The sequence below is a fragment of the Microcoleus sp. A006_D1 genome, from assembly GCF_036702805.1.
GTDB lineage: Bacteria > Cyanobacteriota > Cyanobacteriia > Cyanobacteriales > Microcoleaceae > Microcoleus.
Genome location: NZ_JAUBVZ010000004.1, coordinates 370,019 through 394,748, shown reverse-complemented (window position 1 = coordinate 394,748; position 24,730 = coordinate 370,019). Strand labels below are relative to the sequence as shown.

At 45.1% G+C, this 24,730-nt stretch carries 17 protein-coding genes; 10 read left to right on the top strand and 7 right to left on the bottom strand.

Going from position 1 to position 24,730, the window contains the following annotated elements; all coding sequences use genetic code 11:
- Positions 1-56: 56 nt before the first annotated feature.
- The 3 genes from QUB68_RS10045 to QUB68_RS10035 all read left to right on the top strand — a co-directional run bounded on the left by QUB68_RS10045 (position 57) and on the right by QUB68_RS10035 (position 3,495).
- Positions 57-941 (top strand): hypothetical protein, encoded by an 885-nt coding sequence (locus QUB68_RS10045; RefSeq protein WP_332991787.1) that lies wholly within the window; start codon positions 57-59, stop codon positions 939-941.
- 305 nt (positions 942-1,246) lie between these two features.
- A complete protein-coding gene (locus QUB68_RS10040) occupies positions 1,247-2,815 on the top strand; it encodes a hypothetical protein (RefSeq protein ID WP_332991785.1) in 1,569 nt (522 codons plus the stop codon).
- 113 nt (positions 2,816-2,928) lie between these two features.
- A complete protein-coding gene (locus tag QUB68_RS10035; RefSeq protein WP_332991783.1) occupies positions 2,929-3,495 on the top strand; it encodes a hypothetical protein in 567 nt (188 codons plus the stop codon).
- Between the two features lie 85 nt (positions 3,496-3,580).
- On the opposite strand, the gene QUB68_RS10030 is transcribed toward QUB68_RS10035, so the two are convergent.
- The gene (locus QUB68_RS10030) at positions 3,581-3,967 is read right to left on the bottom strand and encodes a hypothetical protein (protein WP_332991781.1); all 387 of its coding nucleotides are present in this window, start codon (positions 3,965-3,967) and stop codon (positions 3,581-3,583) included.
- Between the two features lie 88 nt (positions 3,968-4,055).
- Here QUB68_RS10030 and QUB68_RS10025 point away from each other — a divergent pair, with 88 nt between their 5' ends.
- The 4 genes from QUB68_RS10025 to QUB68_RS10010 all read left to right on the top strand — a co-directional run bounded on the left by QUB68_RS10025 (position 4,056) and on the right by QUB68_RS10010 (position 9,694).
- Positions 4,056-5,411, top strand: coding sequence for an ATP-binding protein (locus QUB68_RS10025; RefSeq protein ID WP_442923064.1), 1,356 nt, complete (start codon positions 4,056-4,058; stop codon positions 5,409-5,411).
- 110 nt (positions 5,412-5,521) lie between these two features.
- On the top strand, positions 5,522-6,898 hold the full coding sequence (locus tag QUB68_RS10020; protein ID WP_332991776.1) for a sensor histidine kinase: 1,377 nt from the start codon (positions 5,522-5,524) through the stop codon (positions 6,896-6,898).
- 273 nt (positions 6,899-7,171) lie between these two features.
- Positions 7,172-8,887 (top strand): pentapeptide repeat-containing protein, encoded by a 1,716-nt coding sequence (locus tag QUB68_RS10015; RefSeq protein WP_332991774.1) that lies wholly within the window; start codon positions 7,172-7,174, stop codon positions 8,885-8,887.
- Positions 8,888-9,349: 462 nt separating this feature from the next.
- Complete coding sequence (locus QUB68_RS10010) at positions 9,350-9,694, top strand: NAD(P)H-quinone oxidoreductase subunit M (RefSeq protein WP_332991772.1); 345 nt, start codon at positions 9,350-9,352, stop codon at positions 9,692-9,694.
- 47 nt (positions 9,695-9,741) lie between these two features.
- Here the strand turns inward: QUB68_RS10010 and QUB68_RS10005 are convergent, their stop codons facing one another.
- On the bottom strand, positions 9,742-10,119 hold the full coding sequence (locus QUB68_RS10005) for a hypothetical protein (protein WP_332991771.1): 378 nt from the start codon (positions 10,117-10,119) through the stop codon (positions 9,742-9,744).
- 1,328 nt (positions 10,120-11,447) lie between these two features.
- Here QUB68_RS10005 and QUB68_RS10000 point away from each other — a divergent pair.
- Positions 11,448-13,751: a protein phosphatase 2C domain-containing protein gene (locus QUB68_RS10000; RefSeq protein WP_332991769.1), complete on the top strand. Its 2,304-nt coding sequence runs from the start codon at positions 11,448-11,450 to the stop codon at positions 13,749-13,751.
- A 697-nt stretch (positions 13,752-14,448) separates the two neighbouring features.
- Here the strand turns inward: QUB68_RS10000 and QUB68_RS09995 are convergent.
- The 5 genes from QUB68_RS09995 to QUB68_RS09975 all read right to left on the bottom strand — a co-directional run bounded on the left by QUB68_RS09995 (position 14,449) and on the right by QUB68_RS09975 (position 18,852).
- A complete protein-coding gene (locus QUB68_RS09995; protein WP_332991767.1) occupies positions 14,449-14,814 on the bottom strand; it encodes a DUF1823 family protein in 366 nt (121 codons plus the stop codon).
- Positions 14,815-15,040: 226 nt separating this feature from the next.
- Entirely contained in the window at positions 15,041-16,072 is a 1,032-nt protein-coding gene (gap, locus tag QUB68_RS09990) for a type I glyceraldehyde-3-phosphate dehydrogenase (RefSeq protein WP_332991953.1), read from the bottom strand.
- Positions 16,073-16,607: 535 nt separating this feature from the next.
- On the bottom strand, positions 16,608-16,916 hold the full coding sequence (locus QUB68_RS09985) for a P-II family nitrogen regulator (RefSeq protein WP_332991765.1): 309 nt from the start codon (positions 16,914-16,916) through the stop codon (positions 16,608-16,610).
- A 4-nt stretch (positions 16,917-16,920) separates the two neighbouring features.
- The gene (locus QUB68_RS09980; protein WP_332991762.1) at positions 16,921-17,892 is read right to left on the bottom strand and encodes a sodium-dependent bicarbonate transport family permease; all 972 of its coding nucleotides are present in this window, start codon (positions 17,890-17,892) and stop codon (positions 16,921-16,923) included.
- Positions 17,893-18,117: 225 nt separating this feature from the next.
- The gene (locus QUB68_RS09975; protein ID WP_332991760.1) at positions 18,118-18,852 is read right to left on the bottom strand and encodes a glutathione peroxidase; all 735 of its coding nucleotides are present in this window, start codon (positions 18,850-18,852) and stop codon (positions 18,118-18,120) included.
- 516 nt (positions 18,853-19,368) lie between these two features.
- Here QUB68_RS09975 and QUB68_RS09970 point away from each other — a divergent pair.
- Both QUB68_RS09970 and QUB68_RS09965 read left to right on the top strand, forming a co-directional pair.
- The gene (locus QUB68_RS09970) at positions 19,369-19,677 is read left to right on the top strand and encodes a hypothetical protein (protein WP_332991758.1); all 309 of its coding nucleotides are present in this window, start codon (positions 19,369-19,371) and stop codon (positions 19,675-19,677) included.
- Positions 19,614-24,725 (top strand): AAA family ATPase, encoded by a 5,112-nt coding sequence (locus tag QUB68_RS09965; protein ID WP_332991951.1) that lies wholly within the window; start codon positions 19,614-19,616, stop codon positions 24,723-24,725. The genes QUB68_RS09970 and QUB68_RS09965 overlap by 64 nt, the downstream gene beginning before the upstream one ends.
- The last annotated feature ends 5 nt before the right edge of the window (positions 24,726-24,730 follow it).

Genomic DNA, 24,730 nt, shown 5'->3' with positions numbered 1-24,730 from the left:
TTTTACAAATGGCTCTGTTACAAGAAATATCGCGAGTGGCCAGCAGGTATACTAAAATGATGTTTTTTCATCAAAAAACTCGCATCATAAATTTATTCAAAGAAAACGAACAGCCGGAAAAAGAACGCCCCAAAGTCTTTGCTGCTGTCGCACACATTACATCAGTTGAAGAATCTAACAATCCAGAAAAAGCCGCAGCAAAAATAGAGAGACTCAGGCACACAATAGATGGACTGTTGACGAGTTTTGCTCATTGCGACCTGAGTATTTCGATCCAAACTCTACCGAACAGGCACGTTACAGCCTATTTACCTGAATATCAAATTAAGTGCATTCAGATACAAGAAGACCCTGATTGCGACCCCATGTTTGTAGGGTTTAGACTTCAGGAAGAATTTGTCGAAAGAGTTGAAAAATTTGACTGGTTTTTATTCATAGAAGATGACATTGTTTTGTACGATGCTTTCACTCTAGAAAAATTAGAAAATTTTAACCGACAAAGCGGGGATGAGAATGCTATTCTTTACCCAAACCGTTATGAAATGTATCAAGGAACCAAGAGATATATTGATTTGACAATAACGAAACCATTTCTGGTAAATAAGCTATCTAGTGTAGAGATAGAAGGTGTCAAATTTGCTGAGTTTAATAATCCTCATGCAGCATTTTACTGTTTGTCAAGAAAGCAGATGAAACTGTGGATCAAATCAGGTCGCCTCTTCAAAAATCAAATAGTGAATGTCGGGCCTTTAGAGAGTGCAGCAACTTTTTGTCTTTTGGAATGTTTCTCCATATATAAGCCTCACCCGTCAAACTTAAACTATTTTGAGGTCAGGCATTATGACAGCAAATATTCTAAGCTATATCCCGAACCGGAATCGCGGTATACACTGTCAGGGGTTAATCATAGTTCCAAGATACCAATCGTCAAGGATTCGTGAAATGGATCTAAGCTAAGTAGTCGTCATGATTATTAGTAGGATGGGTAGAGCGCCAGCGTTACCCATCAACCGATCGCACAATTGGCTATTTGAGATTTGAGATTAGATTAAAAATCTCAAATCTCAAACAGTCCTAGACACACAAAAATTTTCAGAAACCGGGTTTTTTGCCAAAAGACGCATTGCAGCCTTTTCTCATGGTAAAAAAAACTGGTTTCTGAGGGTCAGGAGTGCGCCCAGGAGTGTAAAATTTAAGAGGGAAAATTGGGCAGTTATTTTTTAGCAGCAATAGGAGAGAAAGATTTGTGAGTATTTTTAACAAAAAAATTAATCCTTCGCCCTTCGCTATTCTGCCATTCAAACAGCCGATCGACCGCACGGCGATTATCCTGATGCTCGTGCTAGGCTTTTTAATGGGGCTGCTGCTGCTGAGCGGCGATCGCACAGCGCCCAAAGTGCGAGAATTTACCTGGGAAAACAAACAAATCGGCGCCGCAGATACCGGCTTTATCCTCACGTTTTTTCGGCCGATGAACCACTCCACCGTCGAGGAAAACTTAAAGCTAGAACCCCCCCTCCCCGGTAAATTTAGCTGGGCCGGCCGCCGCATGGCTTACACTCTCCAAAATCCAGCGCCCTACGGCGTTACCTACACAGTAAAACTCGCCGGAGCAACCGACAAGTATTTTGGAGAAAACAACCAAAATAAAGGAACGCCAATTCAACCGTTTAGCAGTTCCTTTCGCAGTCGCGATCGAGCTTTTGTTTACATCGGCGTCCAAGGCGAAACAGAAAGCAGATTAATGCTAGTCAATCTCTCAAGCAGCGAATCGAAACCGATACCGCTGACTCCCAAAGATTTAGTGGTTACCGATTTTAAACCGTATCCCGACAGCGATCGCATTTTATTCTCAGCCACAGATCGATCGCTCGCCCGTACCGGCGGCACCCTAAATCAAGAACTATTTACAGTCACCACCGGCCTCAATCCCCAATCCCCCGGATCGGAGCCCCAACCAACCCAGCCAGCAGGTAGAATCGACAAAATATTAGATTCCAAAGATTACCAAAACCTCAAATTTGACCTCTCAGCCGACGGAAAAATCATCATTGTCCAGCGCGTCAACCGCCGCAATCCCGGCGATTTCAGTCCTTGGATTTTGTCAGAAAAATTGCCGCCCAAACCCTTGGAAAATCAACAAGGCGGAGATTTTATGATTCGCCCCGACAGCAAATCGATGGTAATATCTCAAAAACAAGGATTAGCGATCGTCCCCCTCACACCCGAAGCCGATCCAGTAGAATTTTTGCCCAAATACGAACAAGTATTGGGGATGGCCCGAGACAACTCCGCCGCCGCCTACGTTAAATACAACAGCGACTACACTCGATCGCTCTTTATCTTAGACAACCAAGGCGCAGAACAAGAAATACTGCGGATTCCCGGTAGCATCATCGCCGTTTATTTCGACCCCCGCAAAAACAAAGACAACCAAATCCAGCGCCTCTACTGCTTGTTAGCCCAACGCCTGAAAACAGAAAGCTACAAAGAACAGCCTTTCATCGCCGCCATCGACCTCAAAAAAGAGGGCATCCGTTTGGTAGGAACCATCAAACCGCTGCTAGTTTTGCCCAACCAATTAGATACCCAAATCAGTTTATCCCCCGACGGACTGGCATTAATTTTCGACCAATCTGTCACCACAGCAAAACCCACAGCAGCAGATAGTCCCCGCAATGATAGCGGACAGTCGATCGCCACAAGCCGCCTCTGGGTGCTACCCTTATTAGAAATACCCGCAGACGGTTCTCCCGCAAAAGTACAGCCAGAAGAACTGCCCTTTGCTGGCTATCATCCCCGCTGGCTACCCTAAATCGATTTTCGACTGGCGATTTTCGATTGAGTTGATACTAGGGGATACTGGTAAAATGTCACAAACTTTGACAATTAAAATCTAAAATCTAAAATCTAAAATCTAAAATTGCCATGACCCCCGAAGAAATTAGCAATACCCTTAAAGACTTATTTGGCGAAAATGTGGAGACGCCCGCCCCTACTTCTTGGCAAGTCCAAACCCCGAAATTTCGCCTATTAGTCCTACTTTCAGAAGACGAGACTTGGCTGCGGATTTTGCTACCCATCGCCGATTCCCAGGAAGCTCAACCCTTTCTGGATCGACTGCTAGAAGCTAACTTTGACACCACCCTCGAAACTCGCTACGCCATACATCAAAACGTTTTGTGGGGAGTATTTCAGCACAGTTTTCCCACTCTCGCCGCCACAGATTTCTCGGCCGCCGTCGCCCGACTGCTGGCTTTGCAAGAACGAGGTTTGTCCGACTTGTTTGGCGATTTGATCGAAAGCCGCATCCGTCAAATCATCAAAGCTGCCAAAATGCAGGGACAGTCCATAGAAACTACCCTCCAGACTTTAGACCGTTTTTACGCAGAAGGATTGATGGGCGAAATGGAACTCGGGCGACAGTCACGCGAACAGACTCTCGCCGCTTGGCGCTATCAGCTAGAACGCCTCTGGCCGGAGGTGGAACCCTGAGACGATTTGAGATTGCAGATTGCAGATTGCAGATTGCAAAAAACCGACGGTAGTCCGAGTTGGGAAGTTGCTGGCATTTGCATTCTCACTTAAATGCTAGACAATCTGCCGATTTTTGCCTCCACCCCAGTCTTGACCGTTTCGATCTCAAGTCTCTAAGACGATCGCCCATCCGCGCCCTCGATCCCTCGATCCATGCCCGTATATTCACCGATCGCCCGCTATCCCAATTCCGCAATTCCCTACCAGCACCAGAAAAATAGTATAATAGAGCACTAAAATCCGTTGAGAGATTTTTAAGATTTTCGGAAAACACGCGATCTCCGGGTATATCATGGTAAAAAGTTGACAGCAGAGCTCCGTAAGTTCCACAAAAGCTTCGATCGTTTAACATTGATTTAGAAACAAAATCTTTAGCAGACAATGCCAGGGCGATCGGGTTTTCCCATCGGGTGCTGTTTAAATTAGACAAATTAGCAATTACCCTCTAGCCATTACCTGCTACCAATTAATAGCAACTCAAATTATCCATCTATACAACTTTAACAGGGGTTTCATCTATGTTTGCTGTGCATGAGATTAGCTCGGAGTTATCAGTGTCGCATATACCTGAGATTTGTACTTGGAACATATCATTAGAATCAACTCTCTTAGACCTGCCGCTCTACAACTGCCAAATTGAATTAACTCAACAGGCAAAAGAAGTAGCCCAGGCTTTTGAAGAAAATTCTATGCTTCCCGGCGTAATTTTGACCGATCGAGGTATTTTTGTAGGTATATTATCGAGGCGTATATTTTTTGAAAAAGTTAGCCGCCGCTACGGATTAGAAATGTTTTTCAAGCGACCGATAGAGGTATTGTACAGGTTTTCTAAACAAGAGGTGCTGGTGCTTCCCGGCAGTAAATTAATAGTAGAAGCCGCCCAAGAATCGCTTTACAGGTCAGCAGCATTAGTTTACGAACCCGTAGTAGTCGAAGTAGCACCGCAGAGTTACAAGCTGTTAGACGTACACCAATTAATGGTCGCTCAAGGTAGAATTCACCAATTAACAAATAAGCTGCTCCAAAAACAAACCGAAGCCAAACTCATCCAAACCGAAAAAATGGCTAGTTTGGGGAAAATTGTAGCAGGAGTAGCCCACGAAATTAGAAATCCGCTTAACTGTATTTGGGGAAATTTGACTTTTCTGCTGTCTTATTTTGAAAACTTGCTTCAGCTAATGTCGGCTTATGAAGAAGAATATTCGGAACCCTGTCCCCGAATTCATGCCATCAAAGAAGAAATTGAATTTGACTTTTTACAAGAAGATTTGCCAGTCACATTAGAAGGGATGAAGTTGGGAGCCATGCAATTGCTAAAAATAGTTAACGGGCTGCACCACTTCTCTCACATGGACGAGACCAAGCCAGTAGAGACAGACATTCACGAATGCTTGGAGATTACACTGTTGATTCTGAAAAACCGCTTTAAAAATAGCATAGAATTGGTAAAAAATTACGGCGAACTGCCGCCAGTTAGAGGCTACTCCGGCCAGTTGAGTCAGGTGTTTTTGAATTTGTTAGTTAACGCTATCGATGCCCTGACAGAGTACGCAGCCGATCGAGAAAAACACGCCCAGTGCCTCGATAACTGGCAGCCCCAAATCGAAATTACCACTCAAGTGATAGAAACCGCAAACGGCACGTGGGCAGCAATTTTGATAGCCGATAACGGGCCCGGCGTTGCCCCAGAAAATCAGCAGCAAATATTTGACACCTTTTTTACCACTAAACCAGCAGGTAAAGGCAGCGGTATGGGGCTGGCGATCAGCCATCAAATCGTCACAGAAAAGCACGGCGGCCAACTGAACTTGCGATCGCACCCCGGCGAAAACACCAAATTTGAAATCCTTCTGCCAATAGTTCGCAAAACATGATTAACTCAAACACAGTCTCCAGGTTTGCTCCTGCGGTGAAAAGATCGGCTAGCTTAGTAGTAGGTTCTCATTTCACTATCGAGCGGGTGTTTCGGTAACTAAAAGTTCTAGTGGCAAATAAATTCAGTTCCAAACTACGAGGCCCTGCACTCTCCGAAGGCAGCCATCAAGACCTTTCCCTAGAGTCTACCCTCTGGGATTTGCCCCTGTATGACTTTCAGGTAAAATCGAGCTGCTTGGCCGTGGCAGTTGCCGAAATCTTTGAACAGCATCCCCTGGTGCCCGGAGCTGTCTTGCTGGAAGCAGGAGAGTTTGCTGGCATGATATCCCGCAGGCAACTGCTGGAATATTTGCTCAAACCCCAAGGCCCCGAGCTATTTTTGCACCTACCGCTGAAAGTTCTCTACAGTTACGCTCGCGTCGAAATATTATTGCTCGCAGAGAGTACAACCATTTTGACAGCAGCTCCACAAGCTCTGCGCCGATCGCCCGAATTGCAGTCAGAACCCATCGTCGTCCAAATAGACTCCCAATCTTACCGCCTCTTAGACCCTCACGCACTAAACATCGCCTACTGGCAAATTCGCGGCATAGAAACTCAAGTCCGCTACGAAAGAGCCCAAACACAAATGATTCAAAGCGAAAAAATGGCTAGTTTAGGCCGTTTAGTCAACGGAGTCGCCCACGAAATTTTAGATCCGGTAGGCTTTATTTGGGGAAATTTAACCTACGTCAGCGACTACAGCAAAAACTTAATGGAATTGCTATCAGTTTACGACGCGCACTGTACCGATCCCCCGCCAGAAATAGCACGGCTCAAAGAAGAGATAGACTATGACTTTTTGCAAAACGATTTCCTCCGCACAGTTGCTAGCATCAAAGCCGGAGCCGAACGTTTGAGCAAATTGGCAACCAGTTTGCAAAACTTCTGCCACATCGACGATATTTATCCCAAACCCACCGACTTGCACGCCAATATAGACAGCATACTCTTGCTGCTGAAAAGTCGTTTGACCAGAGAAATCAAAGTAGTGAAAAACTACGGCTACCTGCCGCCAGTGCCGTGCTATGCAGGACAGCTAAACCAAGTATTTATGAATATCTTGACCAATGCGATCAATACATTAATTAACGAAGCAGTCGGTCAAGAATTGGCGAAAGAGTTCAACGGTGGAGGACTCAAAAACTTCGATCGCCAGCCTCAGATTGACATTACAACTCAAGTGTGCTGTCCCGAACCTGCGATCGACTTAGACAAACTTCACGAGCGCTGGGTTTCAATTCGCATAGCAGATAACGGGCAAGGAATGTCACCCAACAAGTACAAAAAAATCTTAGAATCATTCTCTACCGAAAAACGCGCCCTCAAAGAAACCAGTTTAGCAGTTAGCTATCAAATCGTGACGGGAAAACACGGCGGTGCATTCAGAATGCGATCGGAATTAGGCATCGGCACCGAATTTGAAATCTTGTTACCCTTAGCATAAGAATAGCAGCAGGACTCGGCGATTGAAACCGCGTCTACACAAACGAAGGACTCGGCGATTTAAATCGCGTCTACACAAACGATGTCCGCCTCCGCGGACTGAAGAACAGATTTTGTATAATTCTCGTAGGGGCGAGTTCGCGCCTTGTCTGTAATACAAATGAGAAATCCTGTAAACCCGCCCGCCCGATCCCATATATGAGCTAGACATTGCTTTAACTAATCGCTTAAAATATCGAAATCGCTAATTTAAAATATCTGGTAATTATCGAACATGAGCATCGAATTAACGAAGGGTGACAGATTTAATCTTTCTAAGGAAGCTCCAGATTTCAATAAAGTTGCGATCGCCCTGGGATGGCAAGTCAGCCAAACAGCACAAAACTACGACATTGACGCATCTGTTTTCATGTTAGGCGCTGACGGTCGAATTCCCGATGAAAAGTATTTTGTATTTTACAACAATTTGACATCGCCAGACGGTGCGGTGCGGCATTCGGGAGACAGCACAACGGGACAAATCGAAGGCGATGACGAGACGGTTTATGTGGATTTGAGTCTAATTGATGCTGCTGTTGAGGAAATTGTGTTTGTTGTTACTGTTCACGACGGACAGGAAAAGAAGCAAAATTTTAGTCAAGTCAGAAATGCGTTCATCCGGCTTTACAATTGTGAGACGGGAAGCGAACTTTTTAAGTACAATTTAAACGATGTTTTTTCTCAAGAAACGGCTTTAGAATTTGGACGCTTGTACAGAAAGAATGGTGAATGGAGGTTTCAGGCGGTAGGACAAGGATATAATGCTGGGTTGCAAAGTTTTGTAGACAAGTATTATGTTGAGAATGCGGTTACTCAGGGCGCGAATGCTGGTGGGAAGGTTGATGATGCTGAGGTTTTGAGGCTTTTTTGCGATCGGGTTGACAACCAATTGCGGGAAAAAGTGGCGGGAGATTCTGTTGCTAATCCTGTGAATGCTGATAATTTGAAAGCTGAGGAAGATGTTGATAATTCTGTTAAGGATGTTGATGATTCTGTTTCAAAAAGTCAGGAACCTGCTATCACTGCTGAGGAATTTTTACGGCGGTATAACCAGGGAGAACGGGATTTTACAGGGATTAACTTAGCAGGAGTCGATTTGAGCGGAAAAACTCTGGAATATCCCATTAGTTTCAGTCAAGCAAACCTGAGCAATGCCAACCTGAGTAATGCCAACCTAGTGAAGGCCAACTTGATTGGAGCTAACCTACAAGGGGCAAACTTAAACTCGACAAATCTGCAACAAGCCGATTTGATTGAAGTCAACTTAAGCGGGGCAAACTTAACTAAAGCAACCTTGTATTACGCAAGACTAATTAATGCAAATTTGAGTCAAGCCAACTTAAGCGAAGCCAAGTTTGATGAGGCAAACCTGACTGTGGCAAACCTCAGTGGAGCTAATCTAACTCAGGCAAGTCTACATAATGTTAACCTGACAGGAGCAGACCTAAGTCAAGCGAAGGTAACTAAAGTTAACCTAAGTTATGCAAACCTCAGTGGCGTTAACTTAAGTGGGGTAAGTTTGATAGGGGTCAACCTTGAAGGAGTCAATCTGAGCGGCATGAATCTAAGTGGGGTAAGCTTCACAGGGACAAACTTAACTCAAGCCAACCTCAGCGGAATTAACTTGAGTGGGGCAATTTTGACTGGGGTTTGCTGTCGGGGAGTCAACTTGAATGGCGCCAACTTAACAGGGGTAAATTTGGTAGGAGTAAACTTTGAGGGCGCTAATCTGAGCGATCAAAAATTGAGCGGGTTTAACCTCTCTGGAGTTAACCTTAACGGCGCTAACTTGAGTGCAGCAAATCTCGCTTCAGCAGACCTGCGCGGAGCAACTTTGACTCATGCCAACCTAGAAAAAGCTAACCTGAAAGATGCCAAATTGGTTGGAGCAAATATGGCAAGTGCTAAACTCGCAGGTGCAATTATGCCAGACGGCACAACTCACGAATAAATGGAAGTGTGATGTTTGTAGTAAGGACTTCAGTCCTTATATTTCTGGATTTAAGCGCTGCGACTCTGAGAAACCGGGTTTTTGGCCGAATCTGCGGGCCCAAACGAAATATCTCGAAAAAACCCGGTTTCTGGCCCCCGTGCGACTCTGAGAAACCGGGTTTTTGGCCGAATCTGCGGGCCCAAACGAAATATCTCGAAAAACCCGGTTTCTGACCCCCGTGCGACTCTGAGAAACCGGGTTTTTGGCCGAATCTGCGGGCCCAAACGAAATATCTCGAAAAAACCCGGTTTCTGGGCGATCGCGAAAATACGACACTCCAAAGAAGCCCTTCCCCCTTCCCCCTCTCTTCCTTCGCGCATGAAAGCGCCTTCGCGGTTCAATCCTCCTCATCCCCAGTTCCCCGCGCCTCTCCCAGCCATTACAATAGGTTCAGGAAAAAATCTTTACACATAAGAACTCATGCAGCTCAAGTCAACAACCCGCCATATTCGCATATACACCGCCATCCTCGAAGATAACGAACTCGTACCCAGCAACGACCTGTTGACGATCGACATTGACCCAGACAACGAACTCAACTGGAACGACGAGTCAGTCAAACAGGTATATGCCAAATTCGACCAACTCGTAGACGCTTACGAGGGCGAAGACTTGACTGAATACAACCTCCGCCGCATCGGTTCGGAATTGGAGCACTTGGTGCGATCGTTCTTACAAAAAGGCCAAATCAGCTACAACCTCAACAGCCGCGCTGTCAACTACAGCATGGGACTTCCCCGAGTTGATGCCAAAATTCACCTGTAAGCCCAGAGGGGGAAAGGAGGAGAGTTGGCAAAATCTTCGCCGATCCTTCATCCTTCATCCTCACAGTTCTTCGTTTCAGCGTCTTTCTCGGTATCCTGGGGATCGACAGTACAATTTGGAGCGCGATCGCGCTCCAAAAAGTGTTTTACGGCAACTTGGCGGTTAGTCATGAACTGACCCCAAGCGCCGGGAAACACCTTATCCAAGGTTTCCACTAGCGCCCAAACCTCAAGATTCATCACTTTGTAATAAAAACCGTGAGAATGCTGAATTTTAGTCAGCATTTCGTCTACCTCAACTGCTGGCAGTAGCTTGGGATCGGGCAAATTCTTGCCAAAGGCGCTGGACTCATGTGGGGGCATGGTTAAAAACTCAACAGCTTGTTTGCGGCGATCGGTCGATTTGAGATTTGAGATTGAATTCACAGATGAATCTGGGGGCTGGAACTAATATCTAAATTTTGGTGCGGCCCGCGACTGCTATCGGGGACTTGTATCCGTATGCGGGTAAGGTTAAATTTAACTTTACTTGCCAAACTCGGACTGGAGCCTGGGAACACCCTTGGTGAGAAAATCAAGAATAGATATAGATTTATACCTACCCGTTCCGATGGTTTCTACGTACCTGCATCCTAACATCAGAGTTCGTCTAAAATCTCAATTCGCGCTCAGGGTGGGGATTGCTTCGCTCGTTGGCACTCTGGGGAATGTGCTCAAAACCGTGTGCCGTCAAGCTCAGGACTTGACGGTCGCGCGATCGCCGAACCTTGAAAGCCGATCTCAAGATTTATGCGGGCGCCAACAAAATGGTAAACTACTGGTTCCAGTACAAGACATTAAAACTTACCAGAAAAAATTGGTTTAAAGCCCCAAGCCTTGTAGGGAGAAATTAAAATCAGACTATTCATTACTCCAATCCTCGGACTTCCAGGTAGAGGTCGCCCTCATCCCTTGTCTAAGCAAGCGGGCAAGCTGTCAACTGTCAACTGTCAACTGAATGAATCCAATCCTCGGACTTCCAGGTAGAGGTCGCCCTCAAGCAGTCAACTGTCAACTGTCAACTGTCAACTGTCAACTGAATGAACCCTTGACTGGGGGCTAGCAACTGTAACTAAAGACTTGGACAAAGTTACTCAATTATTAACAGTTTGCCCAATCCCTGATGTGCTAGACTTTGAAAACGCCAAAACTAAGCGAAAAATTTAAGGCTTGAGAACTGGTACAAAGCTTTTAAAAGGAGCAACGCCTGAAACATTGGCGGTTCACGAAAACCGGGAAATTTAATAGTACCTGAAAATAGCGGAGTAAAGCAGCGAAGTGTATCAATTTTAAGAGAAGAATCAACAACTAGGTAAACTCGATCTGACCCTCGTACCTGTGGACTGGTGAAGCCGACTTCTCCAGGATGAAGCAGGAAGCAATCGGGACAATCTATAAATTTGTCCAAGTGTTGTGAAACGGAAAGTCACGCCTAAAACATTGTCAGGAGTTCGATCGAATCGCTCAATACTTGTCATAGGTACTTAGGGCGAAGATATTGACAGACATCACTACGCACATCAAAGTGCAAGTGCGCTAAGCCTCAGATCCCGAAAAATCAGGATATTTGGACTGCGAAGCGTTAAGAATCCCCGTCTGCTGAAAAAGCGGGGGTGTCATATCATCGCCACAGATCAACCCGTCGAGGTTCAAGCGCTAAAATAGTTCAGATCAGCACGGCCCAAAGGCTTCAGGAACCCTTAATGCAAAACTCTGTGCCAAAACACTACTTGTGGGCTGTAGGTGAAGGGATCAAAGCGTGTAGGCCAGGCGATCTGATTGCGGGTCGCTACTTGGTCAAGCGCGATCGACTTCTGGTCGATACTCAACCCGAACAGTTGCCGGAACTGCCGGAAGAGATTCCGAGTGCAGTCATTCCTTATTTGAGACTGTTTGCCTATCAGTTGCACGTACCTCAAGTATACGGCCTGGTATCGTCGCAGACGAGCAAGCTCTCGGGAGATATCTGGCTGCTGGAAAACGGGCCGATTTTGAAGGTGACGGAATCTTTAATGCCGGAATTGGCGGACTCCTGGAAAGGAGCCGCCGCGATGCGACAGCTCAATTGGCTGTGGCAAATGGCACAGTTGTGGCAGCCTTGTATCGCTCAGGGCGTGGCTTCGACGCTGCTGACTCCGGAACTGCTGCGCGTGGAAGGGCAGTTAGTCCGGTTTTTGGAATTGCAGCCCGATCGCAAACCGCCGAGTTTGTCGCAATTAGGCAAATTGTGGCAACAGTGGCTGGAAGATGCTCACCCGGCAATCGCCAATTTTTTGCGGCAGCTTTGCCAGCAAATGGTGGCCGGTCAAGTGCGCCACGGTGAACAATTGATGGGCCAGTTGGATAAAGCTCTGGCAAAGTGCGGCCGATCGTACGATCGTCACGTCGAGATTGCCACGGGCACCGATGTCGGTAGATCCCGCGCTCACAACGAAGATGCTTGCTATCCCCCCAGCGGTACGGTGTTCGCCGGACTCCCGGGCTCGGAAGCTTGCGCGATCGTCTGCGACGGTATCGGCGGACAAGACGGCGGCGAAGTGGCTTCGGAATTGGCGATTGACGTGCTGCGGGAAAAGTTGCAGCTTATTCCCCTGCATCAAGCTAATTGGGACCCGCTAAGCCTGACTTCCAAGCTAGAACGGGCCGCCTGTGCTGCTAACGACAAAATAGCCGGTCGCAACGACACCGAACACCGCCAAGGCCGCCAGCGGATGGGAACTACGCTAGTGATGGCTTTAGCTCATATTCACGAACTCTACGTCGCCCACGTCGGAGACAGTCGGGCTTACTGGATTACCCGCACCGGTTGCTATCAAGTTACTCTCGACGATGATGTAGCTTGCCGCGAGGTGCGTTTGGGTTACTCGCTTTACCGAGATGCTTTGGAACAAGTGGCAGCCGGGGCTCTGATTCAAGCTTTGGGCATTACTTCCTCGAACACTCTGCACCCCACCGTGCAGCGTTTTCCGGTGGATGAGGACTGCGTTTTGCTGCTGTGTTCCGACGGTTTGAGCGATAAAGACCGGGTTGAGGAATGTTGGGAAGCGGAGATTTTGCCGATTCTTGACGGTAGCATTAATGTGGCAAAGGCGCGCGATCGGCTGATCGAGATTGCTAATACTAGAAACGGTCACGATAACGTCACTGTGGCTTTGATTCACTGTCAAGCACATTTGAGGGAAGAAGGCAATACTTTTACAGAATTGTCTGTCGCACCTTTAGATGTGCCGATCGAACAAATTGCCGACAGCGAAGATATGCCAACCGATTTGACGGATAGCACCAGCCTTGGCGATGCTAATTCTCAACTGAAAACACAGTTGGTACGGCCGCCGGACAAAAGCAAAAGTCTATTTTCGCTGCTGGTGAAAATTGTATTTTTGTTAGGTTTGGGGGGTGTATTTGCTTATTTTTTCATTCCTCCGGTGGGTCGCGCGATCGATACTGCCGGGGAATCTATTTTCGGAAAACGCGGTTTAATTAATGCTAGAAGCACACCGGAGAAGACTGTAGAATCGGCAGCTTCTCCAGTCAATTCTTTAGAAAAAGGCTCGTTTATAGAGATTAAAAGTTCTGCGGCTGGGGAATTGGGAAATGAGAGCGATCGCTTGGATTTGCGAGGCACAATCGGTGAGTTGACTGTCAGAGGAACAGTCCATGCTGGCAGCATTTTGCAGGTCACAAACAAACAGCTTACGCCTCAAGGCAATTGGCTAGAATTGAAAGTTTGCTCGATTCCTGAAATAGTGCGGTCGAGCTCTCCCAAACCCAAATCAAATAAAGATTTTTCTACTGTTTCAAAACCAGCAGTCAGTCCCTCTCCGGCTGTGGCCAGTCCCTCGCTTTCTCCCGCCGCCCGGCCAACAGTGGCAGTAGAAAGAGCCAAGCTGCAAGCGGGGGAAATCGGATGGATTCAAGAACAAGATGCCGTTTCTAAGGTAGCAACTAACCCGACTCCCAACCCCACTCAACAGGGAAAATGCGCTGTTGGTTATAACTCAAATCCCAATGCTAATTAATTGTCATCAGTCGTCGGTCATTAGTCCTTAGTTATACCAAGTCCGGTTAATTACTCGCAATCAACGATGCTTGTACTGAGGATTGAAGTCCGAGCGAGTTCGATCGGGACTTGCATTCCTCACTACAAACTAATAACAATTCTGAAAAGTAGTGATACATACAGATTAGACTTGAATTGCCTAAATCTTTGATTGATAGAGCAACCGCTCCTTCAAGGCAGATCAACGCAGATTAACGCAGATAATTTCAAGATTGTTTGCGATTTTTGCAATTCAAGTCTATTGTACGCAAGCATCTGTAGGGAAACGGCATTGCCGTGTCCGGCGCGATCCGCTTTGACTTTTAATAATTAGTATAAAATTCAGTAGTTGTATGGTGCGTGAGATTGACAAATCTTTAAATCATAAAATCAGACTATTTAAACTCACGGAACAGTCTGATGTCAGCGTTGCGAGTCATAAAGTTGCAATGGGCGATCGGACTTTACTTTGTTCTGACGCTAAAAATATTTAATTTTTGTGCATTTAGCGCAGCCAAAAATACAAACAAAACAAGACTGTGATATAGCCTTTCGAGCTCTCATATGAGGTACGCGAACGGCATAGGGCTATGGGCTATGGGCTATGGGCTATGGGCTATCCTCACCACGCTTGAGAACCGCTATATATGTTTCAATCCCTAATATTCGATACTTTCCTACGCCCCAGCTTCCACAAAACCCATCAACCAATTAGCCATCGTCGCCCTGCGAGTCTGTCTCGGCCCGAATTCCCCAATTTTATAGCCCTTAAACCCCAATTTTTCTTTCAGCAACTGCTTGTTTTCTGGAGGAGTCGATCGCGTCAATTTCACCGTCGCAGGCCTAGAATCGATAAAATCCGGCGGTTCCGGGTACTCTTCGCGCCACTCGCTAGCAACATCAGCACTGTTCCACTTACCAGTCTCCGCATCACAGCAGTAGCCCAGATACAGCCAAACTAATCTGTTGACAGCAGCATCATCCATTTCTTCGTTGAGGATAGCCCAAATAGTTTCGTTGTTGAGCGGTGGCAGTTCAGACATATAAAGGAACGGAGGGGGCATTGGGCATTGGGCATTGGGCATTGGGCATTGGGCATTGGGAAAGAAGGAAGATGAAACCAATTGTTTCAGCAATTAAAAATGCTTTAACTACCGAGAAGGTTGCTATATAATTGTCAGGAACGGGCATCTTGCCCGTTCCACAAAAAATCATAGGAATTTGTTTGTGGGGTGGACAGGCGAGCCCAAAATGTCACCCCACAAAAAATTAATTATTCAAAATTCCGTCCTTCTCGGCCATCGACAGCATCAAATCAATCACGCGGCAAGAATAACCCCACTCGTTGTCATACCAGGAAACTACTTTGAAAAACTTAGAATTCAGTTCAATTCCCGCACCTGCATCGAAAATGCTCGATCGCGCATCGCCCTGAAAATCCGTCGAAACCACCGCATCCTCAGTATATCCGAGAATACCTTTCAGTTCGCCCTCAGAAGCTTTTTTCATTGCCTCACAAATTTCTTTATAGCTAGTTTCCTTGCTAGTTTTAAAAGTAAGATCGACTACAGACACATCCGGAGTTGGCACGCGCAAAGCCATTCCCGTCAATTTTCCTTTCAATTCCGGCAACACCAAAGTAACAGCTTTCGCCGCACCAGTCGAAGATGGAATAATATTTTGAGCCGCACCGCGTCCACCCCGCCAATCTTTTTGACTGGGCCCGTCTACAGTTGGCTGAGTAGCTGTCATCGCGTGAACAGTCGTCATTAAACCTTCTTCCAAACCAAAATTATCGTTGATAACTTTGGCAATTGGTGCTAAACAATTTGTGGTGCAGCTAGCATTAGAAACAACTGTATCTGTTGCCGGGTCAAATTTGTGGTGGTTGACGCCTACTAGAAAAGTTGGAACTTTTTCCGGGTCTTTGGTCGGTGCTGAAAGTATTACTCGTTTTGCTCCCGCCGTCAAGTGTTTTGATGCGCCTTCAAAATCGGTAAACAATCCCGTAGATTCTACAACATAGTCTGCACCGGCTTTACCCCAAGGCAATTCTGCCGGATTTCTAATCGACGTGCAGGGGATAAAATGTCCGTCAACTATAATACCGTCTGGTTTCCCTTCAACTTCGCCGTCGTAAATGCCGTGGGTGGAGTCGTATTTGAAAAGATAAGCTAGGTTTTCTGGCGAAACTAAGTCGTTAATTCCGACAAATTCGATGTTGGGGTTTTTGATGCCGGCACGCATGACTAGCCGTCCGATGCGACCAAATCCGTTGATGCCTACTTTTAATGCAGCCATGTTTAAACTCCTATTGAAAATATCGCTAGTCGATCGGGCGTTAGCGAAGCCCTCGAAGAGGATCGCCTGTTGTGGCTTAGAATTTACCATGCTAACTGATTTGGGTAACAGATTCTTTTCTATATCTTAAGAATTCTGAATTTGGTGCGGGCGGGGAAGGGCAATTAATCTTGAAATGACCCCTGGCTAATGATGGGTAATAATTTTAAAATTGTAAAATTGCTATAATCAACACAGATTTTTTTCAAAACACCTTTTTTTGATCGCGCTAAAGTAATAAGAAAAGATTTATGCAAAAGCAAAAACGGATTAGCATTCTCACTCCTAGGCAACTCTGGGAGCCTCAAGCCTAGGATTAAAGTCACAGATACGCGCAAGGACACGGCAATGCCGTGTCCCTACACATATAGCCTGCAATCTATATATAGCTATATATAGCTATATTTTTCAGAATTGGTACAATCACAAATGACTAATCATTCATCACCAATGACAACTGACAACTGACAACTGACAACTGACAACTGACAACTGACTACCCGACGCACTTAGTAGTGAGCAATTCCACTGCATCGGAAATAAAACACGACCCGCCAAACTTATTTAACACTGGTCTAATATTTTCTGCAACTGCCGATACTCGATCGGGCTCGCAGAAAACCAGCACATAAATATTATCCAGCATACTCATTGCTAAATCGCGCGATCGATATCCCCTGGTACTTTTGCCCGCGACACCGCGAATCACGGAATAACCGGGGACGCCAGCTTTGTCTAAACCGTCTAAAATCTTTGGGAGTTCCACCGAATTCGCAAAAATTTCTATCCTTTTAACTGCGTCCATAAGTTTACCTCCAAAACATATTGATTCCGTATAGATACATGGGAATCCCTACAATGATATTAAATGGAAATGTCACTGCTAAGGCGGTTGAAATGTAAAGACTTGGGTTAGCTTCGGGAACCGTCATCCGCATTGCTGCCGGTACTGCGATGTAAGAAGCACTCGCACACAATACGGAAAACAGCAGGCTATCTCCTGGCGGCATTCCGATTAGTTTTGCTATCACTAAACCGATTCCTGCGTTAAGTATCGGAATTAGGATTGCAAAGCCGATCAGAAAAATTCCTGTTTCTTGCAAATCTTTAATTCTGCTAGCCGCAACCAACCCCATGTCTAGCAAGAAAAAAGTCAGAACGCCATAAAACAAATCTTGAGTAAACGGACTCATAACTTCCCAACCGTGTTCTCCTGTTAGTATGCCCATAATTAGGCTACCAATTAGCAGAAATACTGAACTGTTGAGGAAGGCTTCTTGCAACACTTCTGACCAAACTATTTCGCGTTTTCCTTCCTCCCCCCCGAACACGCTGACGAGAATTAAACCGACGATAATTGCTGGGGACTCCATTAATGCTAGCGCTGCTACCATGTAACCGTCAAAGTCGATTCCTTGTTCTTTGAGGAAGGAAGTTGCGGTGATAAAGGTGACGGCGCTGATGGAACCGTAGGTGGCTGCGATCGCCGCGGCATTGTAGGAGTCGAGTTTGATCTTCAGTATGAAGAAAGTATAAACTGGTACTAGCGCTGACATCAGCATCGCTGCCAAAATTGTCAGGCCGACTTGCTGGTTGAAACCGCTTCTGGATAGTTCGACGCCGCCTTTAAATCCGATCGCGAACAGCAGATACAGCGAAAACAGTTTCGGGATGGGCGCTGGAATTTCTAAATCAGATTTCAGAAAAATTGCCAGCATTCCCATGAAAAAAGCTAATACTGGTGGATTTAAGATATTTGACGCTACTAAACTCAAATCCACGATCGGTCACTCCCATTTTTTGCGTTTTAATATTACTTCAAAAATAATTGTTGCACGAGAATGGATCAATAGTGCGCTCGAACTTTTGACGCGAAAGCTCGATCGATCGTCCTCAATACGGCTCTCGGTGCTTATGGGCGCACCCTACAACGAAGATGCGCAGTGCATACCGTACAACGAGTAACGTGTGCACTGCGCACCCGCAGGCTAAGTATTTTCCCCTAACTAAGCAACTGCCAAATAAGACTCTAGAGCTTCCGAACCGCCGATTAACTTGCCGTCGATAAACACTTGGGGCACGGTTGTAGCGCCAGTCACGGCCCGGAGCGATCGGGTTGTGATATCCCGGCCCAAGACAATTTCTTCATAATCCAAGCCCTTTGCAGTCAGCAATGCCTTAGCTTTAGCACAGAAGGGACAGCCCATTTTTGTAAACACCGAAACCACCTTCGGCTTGGTTGCTGCGGAGTTGATGTAGTTGAGCATCGTCTCGGCATCGGACACTTTGAAAGGATCGCCCGGTTCCTCAGGCTCAATAAACATTTTGTCAACCAAGCCATCTTTTACCAGCATCGAATAGCGCCAAGACCGCTTGCCAAAGCCTAAATCTGTTTTATCTACCAGCATTCCCATGCCTTGAGTAAACTCGCCGTTACCGTCGGGAATTAACATCACATTATCTGATTCTTGGTCTTTTGCCCACTCGTTCATCACAAAAGTGTCATTGACGGAAATACAAACGATTTCATCTACGCCATTTTCTTTGAAAACTTTGGCCAATTCGTTGTAACCGGGGAGGTGCGTTGACGAACAAGTCGGAGTGAATGCTCCCGGCAGAGAAAAGACTGCTACAGTTTTGCCTGCAAACAAATCATCGGTGGTGACATCCACCCACTCGTTGTCTTTGCGAGTGCGAAAGGTGACTTTGGGTACTCTTTGACCTTCGTGGTTCGTCAGCATGATTTTGAATCCTTGGGTACTTGGGTTAAATTCTTTTGCTGACTATAGCGTACTCATAACGAGTATGACTTGTCAAGGGGCAGCGGGTTTTTTCTTCGGAGGTGGGCACGCGCGAGTCAGAAACTCGGTTTCTGGGCAATACAAAACTTTTTAGGTAAGTGAAGTACAGAAAAACCAGTTTTTATATACAAATCGAAATATAATATTACAAATATGACTTTTATGATTTAAGGTAAAAGTTTCTGTTGTTAAAATTCAGTCGCCTGGAATTTAACAACGGTCAGCCAACTTTGAGCTAAATTCAGGAACAAGGGTTCCAGGGTTGATTACACTTTAGTCAACAGACATTGACTATCTACCGAGAGATTAAAAACCGCCGAGGTGAAGGGGCAGCATTGGGGAATCTGCGAAATATTTACGCTTCCTTAAGCAACTATGCCAAGGCGATCGAGTAATATCAGCAGTCGCTGACCATCGCCCGTAAGATTCACGAGTGCCAAAGACAAAGAGCCAAAAATGATTAGACTCCCTGGAATTAAAGTTTTAGCCCAAATTTACGAAAGCGCCAACTCGCTAGTCTATCGAGGAATCAGAGAACAAGATAACCAACCGTTGATCCTGAAATTACTCAAAGAAGACTATCCTACCCCTGCCGAACTTGTCCGTTACCAGCAGGAATATGAAATCACCCGTAGCTTTCACTTCGGAGGAGTTGTTAAGGCTCACGAGCTACGAAGACATAACAACACGCTGGTAATGTTATTAGAGGATTTCGGCGGGGAATCTTTAGAGAGATTACTCAAAAAAAACAGTTTACTTTATTAGAATTTCTCCAAATCTCCATTCAGATCGCTGAAACTCTGGGGAGAATTCATCAATCAAACGTTATTCATAAAGATATTAACCCGTCCAATATTGTTTTTAACTCTCAAACGGGAGAATTGAAAATTATTGATTTTGGCTTATCCACAATCTTATCAAGGGAAAGCACTGCCTTAAAAAGCCCTAATGTTTTAGAAGGGACATTAGCTTATATTTCTCCCGAACAAACAGGCAGGATGAATCGAGCGATCGATTACCGCACTGATTTTTATTCGCTGGGAGTTACCTTCTATAAAATATTGACAAACCAATTGCCTTTTGACGCTACCGATGCAATGGAGTTGGTTCATTGTCATATTGCTAGACAACCCGTCCCACCCCATAGAGTTAATCCCGAAATTCCTCTAGTCGTTTCAGAAATCGTGATGAAACTCATGGCGAAAACAGCAGAGGAACGATACCAAAGTGCTTTAGGCATTAGAGACGATTTGGCGCTCTGTCTGATGCAACTAGAAAGTGGTGAGAAAATAGAAGATTTTGTTTTAGGCGAACAAGATATTTCTGATAGATTTCAAATCCCACAAACGCTCTATGGCAGGTCAAGCCAAATTGAAACGTTACTCGCAGCTTTTGACCGGATAGCTAATGGTACCAGCCAACTCATGCTCGTTGCTGGTTATTCTGGTATTGGTAAATCAGTATTAGTTCAAGAAATCTATAAACCCATTACCGAACGACGCGGTTATTACATTTCTGGTAAGTTTGACCAATTCCAGCGAAATATACCTTACAGTGCTATCGTCAGTGCATTTCGAGAATTAGTTCGACAACTGCTAACTGAAACGTCCGAACAACTACACCTATGGCGCGATCAACTCCTATCAGCATTAGGAGCCAACGGACAAATTATTATTAATGTCATCCCTGAAATCGAACTGATTATTGGCAAGCAACCAGCCATCCTAGAGCTAGCAGCGACTGAATCCCAAAATCGGTTTAACTTAGTCTTTCAAAACTTCATTCAGGTCTTTTGTCAACAAGAGCATCCCTTAGTTATCTTTCTAGATGACTTACAGTGGGCAGATTCCGCTACTCTGAAATTAATGCAGTTAATCATGACTGATGTAGATAGTTCGTATCTACTGCTAATTGGAGCATATCGGGATAATGAAGTCAGTGCAGCCCATCCCTTAAAAATTACCTTATCAGAAATTCAAAAAGCTGGAGCAACTGTAAATTCCATCTTGCTCTCGCCGTTAGATTTAACTTGTATCAATCAATTAATTGCCGATACGCTTAAGTGCGACGCAGAAAAAGCAAAGCCATTAGCCGAATTATTGCTTGCCAAAACTCAGGGTAATCCGTTCTTCCTGAAAGAGTTTCTCCAGTCGCTTTATACAGAAAACCTATTACATTTCGATTTTCTCAGTGGCAGTTGGCAGTGGGATTTAGATCAAATTCAAGCACAGGGCATTACTGATAATGTCGTTGAGTTGATGGCTCAAAAAATTCAAAAACTACCAGAACTGACGCAAGAAGTATTAAAAACGGCTGCTTGTATTGGCAACCAGTTTGATTTAAAGATTCTCTCTATTGTAGGTGAAAAGCCACAAAAAGAAACGGCAAACGTACTCTGGCCAGCCGTGCGAGAAGGTCTAATTGTTCCAGTGGGAGATGATTACAAATTTCTGCAAACAGACCGAAATCCTGATGAATTCGAGGTAGCTTACAAGTTTGTCCACGATCGCATGCAACAAGCCGCCTACTCTCTCATTCCCGAACACCGCAAGCAAGCCTACCATCTGCAAATCGGTCAGCTACTCCTGAATAATACCCCATTCCAGCAGCAAGAGGAAAAAATCTTTGACATTGTTAATCAATTGAATTTCGGCAGCAACCTGCTCGAAAACCAGCAGAAACGAGATGAATTGGCAAAGTTAAACCTAATAGCTGGCAAGAAAGCAAAAGCCTCAGCCGCTTTTCAACCCGCCCTTACCTACCTAACAAGCGGCTTAGAATTGTTGAGCTCTTCTCAGTCCTCCCTTAGCAAAGAGGGAAGTGAAGGGGGGTCAAGTTGGCAGACGCAGTACGATACTACACTTTCTCTGTATGTAGAAGCCGCAGAAGCTGCCTATTTGTGCGGTCAATTCGATGAAATGGAGAGATTAGTTCCAGTCGTGCTGCAACAGGGCAAAGTATTGCTGGATAAGGTGAAAGTTTATGAAGTTAAAATCTCTGCTTATCTAACGCAGAACAAGCCATTAGAAGCAGTTGATACTGGACTAACAGTTCTCAAGCTGTTGGGAGTTAGTTTGCCTAAAAAGCCCAGTAACTTAGATGTCTTACTCGGTTTGACAGGGACAAAGTTAGCCTTGTTGAGGAAACGAATTGAGGACTTAATCGACTTACCGGAAATGACTGCACCTGATAAGTTGGCAGCAATTCGTATTCTAGCGATTGTAGGTTCTGCTTCCTATATAGCTGCTCCTAACCTATTACCGCTGGTTATTTTTAAAAGTATCAATATATCGGTCAAATACGGCAATGCTTCCTTCTCAGCAATGATGTATGCAGGTTATGGGTTGATTCTTTGCGGAGTATTAGGAGATATTGAATCCGGCTATAAATTTGGCAACCTAGCCTTAAATCTATTAGAGCAGCTCAATGCTAGGAAAGTAAAAGCGAAAACAGTATCTCTTGTTAATTACTTTATCAGACATTGGAAAGAGCATGGAAGGCAGACATTACAGCCTTTACTGCTTGCATATTCGAGCGGACTAGAAACAGGAGATTTAGAATATGGGACATATTCCATATTGTGGAACTCCTACAATTCCTATTGCACGGGGCAGGAGTTAGCCGTTATTGAGCGGGAGGCAGCCAAATACAGTGATACTATCCAAAAATTAAAGCAAGAGCGAAACTTTCATTACCTTAATCTAAATCGGCAGATGGTTCTGAATTTGATGGGGCAATCGAAAAATCCCTGCCGTTTAATTGGTGATGTTTATGACGAATCGAAAAGACTACCCCTTGATCTTGAGGCGAATGACCAAACCTTACTTTTTCATACATATCTTGCAAAACTGACACTCTGTTACCTATTTGGAGAGTACGAGGAAGCGCTAGATAATGCGGCACTAGCGGAAAAATATATAGATAGTGCAGCAGCGATGCTAACTACTACGTTATTTTACTTTTACGATTCGCTTACAAGAATTGCCGTGTATTCTTCTTTCTCAAAAATCCAGCAAAAACGCCTATCTCGAAAGGTGCAATCTAACCAGAAAAAGTTTAAAAAATGGGCGCATCATGCCCCAATGAATCATTTACATAAATTTTATCTTGTAGAAGCAGAAAGACAGCGAGTTCAAGGCTCAGAGGCTATGGCAATGGACTACTACAAAAAAGCTATTGCTCTTGCTAAAGAACATGAATACATCAATGAAGAAGCACTGGCGCATGAACTAGCTGCCAAGTTTTATCTCGCTTTAGATCAAGATAAAATCGCGCAAGTCTATATGCAAGATGCCCGTTATTGCTATGTCCGCTGGGGTGCAACAGCTAAAGTTAACGATTTAGATAGACGCTACCCGCAATTATTAGCAAAAAAGTCTTCAGATAGGGGAACTCTCAGCACAAGAACATCTACGCCGCCTACCACAACTGGCCATCGCACTTCTTCTGAGCTAGATTTGACCACAGTCATGAAAGCTTCACAAACGCTATCCGAGGAAATTGTGCTAGATAAATTACTGGCGAAATTGATGCGGATTATTATTGAGAATGACGGAGCGCAAAAGGGCTTTTTGATTCTAGAAATTAAGGGCAAATTGCTGATTGAAGCTGAAGGTTCTGTGGATCAAGATGGCGTGACTGTGTTGCAGTCAATCCCCGTCAAGTCGGCGTGGGAACCTGGGGATAAACTTTTAATTTCTCACACAATTGTTAACTATGTGGCTCGCACGCGGGAAAGTGTAGTATTGAGCGATGCTGCAAGTGACCCTAAATTTGCTAATTGCCCCTACATCAAAGCGCATAAGCCTAAATCAATTCTGTGCTTCCCTCTCCAATATCAAGCTAAACTGGTAGGAATTATCTATTTAGAAAATAATCTAACCACAGACGCTTTTACTCCCGATCGCTTGGAAGTTTTAAACCTACTCTCCTCCCAGGCAGCTATTTCTATTGAAAATGCGCGTCTCTACAATAATCTCAGCGAACTTAACCAGGCTTTTGAGCGTTTCGTCCCCCGCCAATTCCTCCAATTCCTGGATAAAGAAAGCATTGTTGATGTTAAATTAGGCGACCAAGTTCAACAGGAAATGTCGGTACTCTTTTCCGATATTCGCGACTTCACAACTTTGTCGGAAAGTATGACTCCGCAAGACAATTTCAACTTTATTAATGCCTATTTGTCACGCCTGGAGCCAGCCATTACTGCAAACGAAGGATTTATTGACAAGTATATTGGCGATGCAATTATGGCCCTCTTTAGCGGCGAGGCAGATAATGCCGTCAAAGCAGGTATTGATATGCTACATCGTCTTGCCGAATATAATCAACATCGCACTGCTTCTGGATACGTGCCGATTAAGATTGGCATTGGCATCAATACAGGTTCTTTAATTCTCGGTACGGTTGGGGGAAAAAACCGGATGGATAGCACGGTGATTAGCGATGCAGTGAATTTGGCCTCGCGGATAGAAAGCTTGACTAAAAAATATGGAGTTTCAATATTAATTAGTCACGAAACTTTTAGATCTTTGCCAGATTCTAACCAGTATGCTATCCGTCTGATCGATCGCGTACAAGTTAAGGGCAAATCAGAAACGGTATCGATTTTTGAAGTTTTCGATGCCGATCCCCCTGAGACTTATGAGGGCAAGGTAGCCACGAGAACAGTGTTTGAAGAAGCTTTGGTACTCTACCATTTGCAAAAGCTTAGAGATGCGGAGCGATTGTTTGCTGAGTGCCTGCGCCGCAATCCCACAGATAAAGCGGCTCAAATTTATCAACAGCGCTGTATTCAACGATCCCGTGAAAAGTAAGATGT

Coding starts and splice junctions, on each gene's coding strand:
- QUB68_RS10045 (WP_332991787.1), top strand. CDS start 57: ATGATGTTTTTTCATCAAAAAACTCGCATCATAAATTTATTCAAAGAA.
- QUB68_RS10035 (WP_332991783.1), top strand. CDS start 2,929: ATGACCCCCGAAGAAATTAGCAATACCCTTAAAGACTTATTTGGCGAA.
- QUB68_RS10025 (WP_442923064.1), top strand. CDS start 4,056: ATGTTTGCTGTGCATGAGATTAGCTCGGAGTTATCAGTGTCGCATATA.
- QUB68_RS10015 (WP_332991774.1), top strand. CDS start 7,172: ATGAGCATCGAATTAACGAAGGGTGACAGATTTAATCTTTCTAAGGAA.
- QUB68_RS10010 (WP_332991772.1), top strand. CDS start 9,350: ATGCAGCTCAAGTCAACAACCCGCCATATTCGCATATACACCGCCATC.
- QUB68_RS09995 (WP_332991767.1), bottom strand. CDS start 14,814: ATGTCTGAACTGCCACCGCTCAACAACGAAACTATTTGGGCTATCCTC.
- gap (WP_332991953.1), bottom strand. CDS start 16,072: ATGGCTGCATTAAAAGTAGGCATCAACGGATTTGGTCGCATCGGACGG.
- QUB68_RS09985 (WP_332991765.1), bottom strand. CDS start 16,916: ATGGACGCAGTTAAAAGGATAGAAATTTTTGCGAATTCGGTGGAACTC.
- QUB68_RS09975 (WP_332991760.1), bottom strand. CDS start 18,852: ATGCTGACGAACCACGAAGGTCAAAGAGTACCCAAAGTCACCTTTCGC.
- QUB68_RS09970 (WP_332991758.1), top strand. CDS start 19,369: ATGATTAGACTCCCTGGAATTAAAGTTTTAGCCCAAATTTACGAAAGC.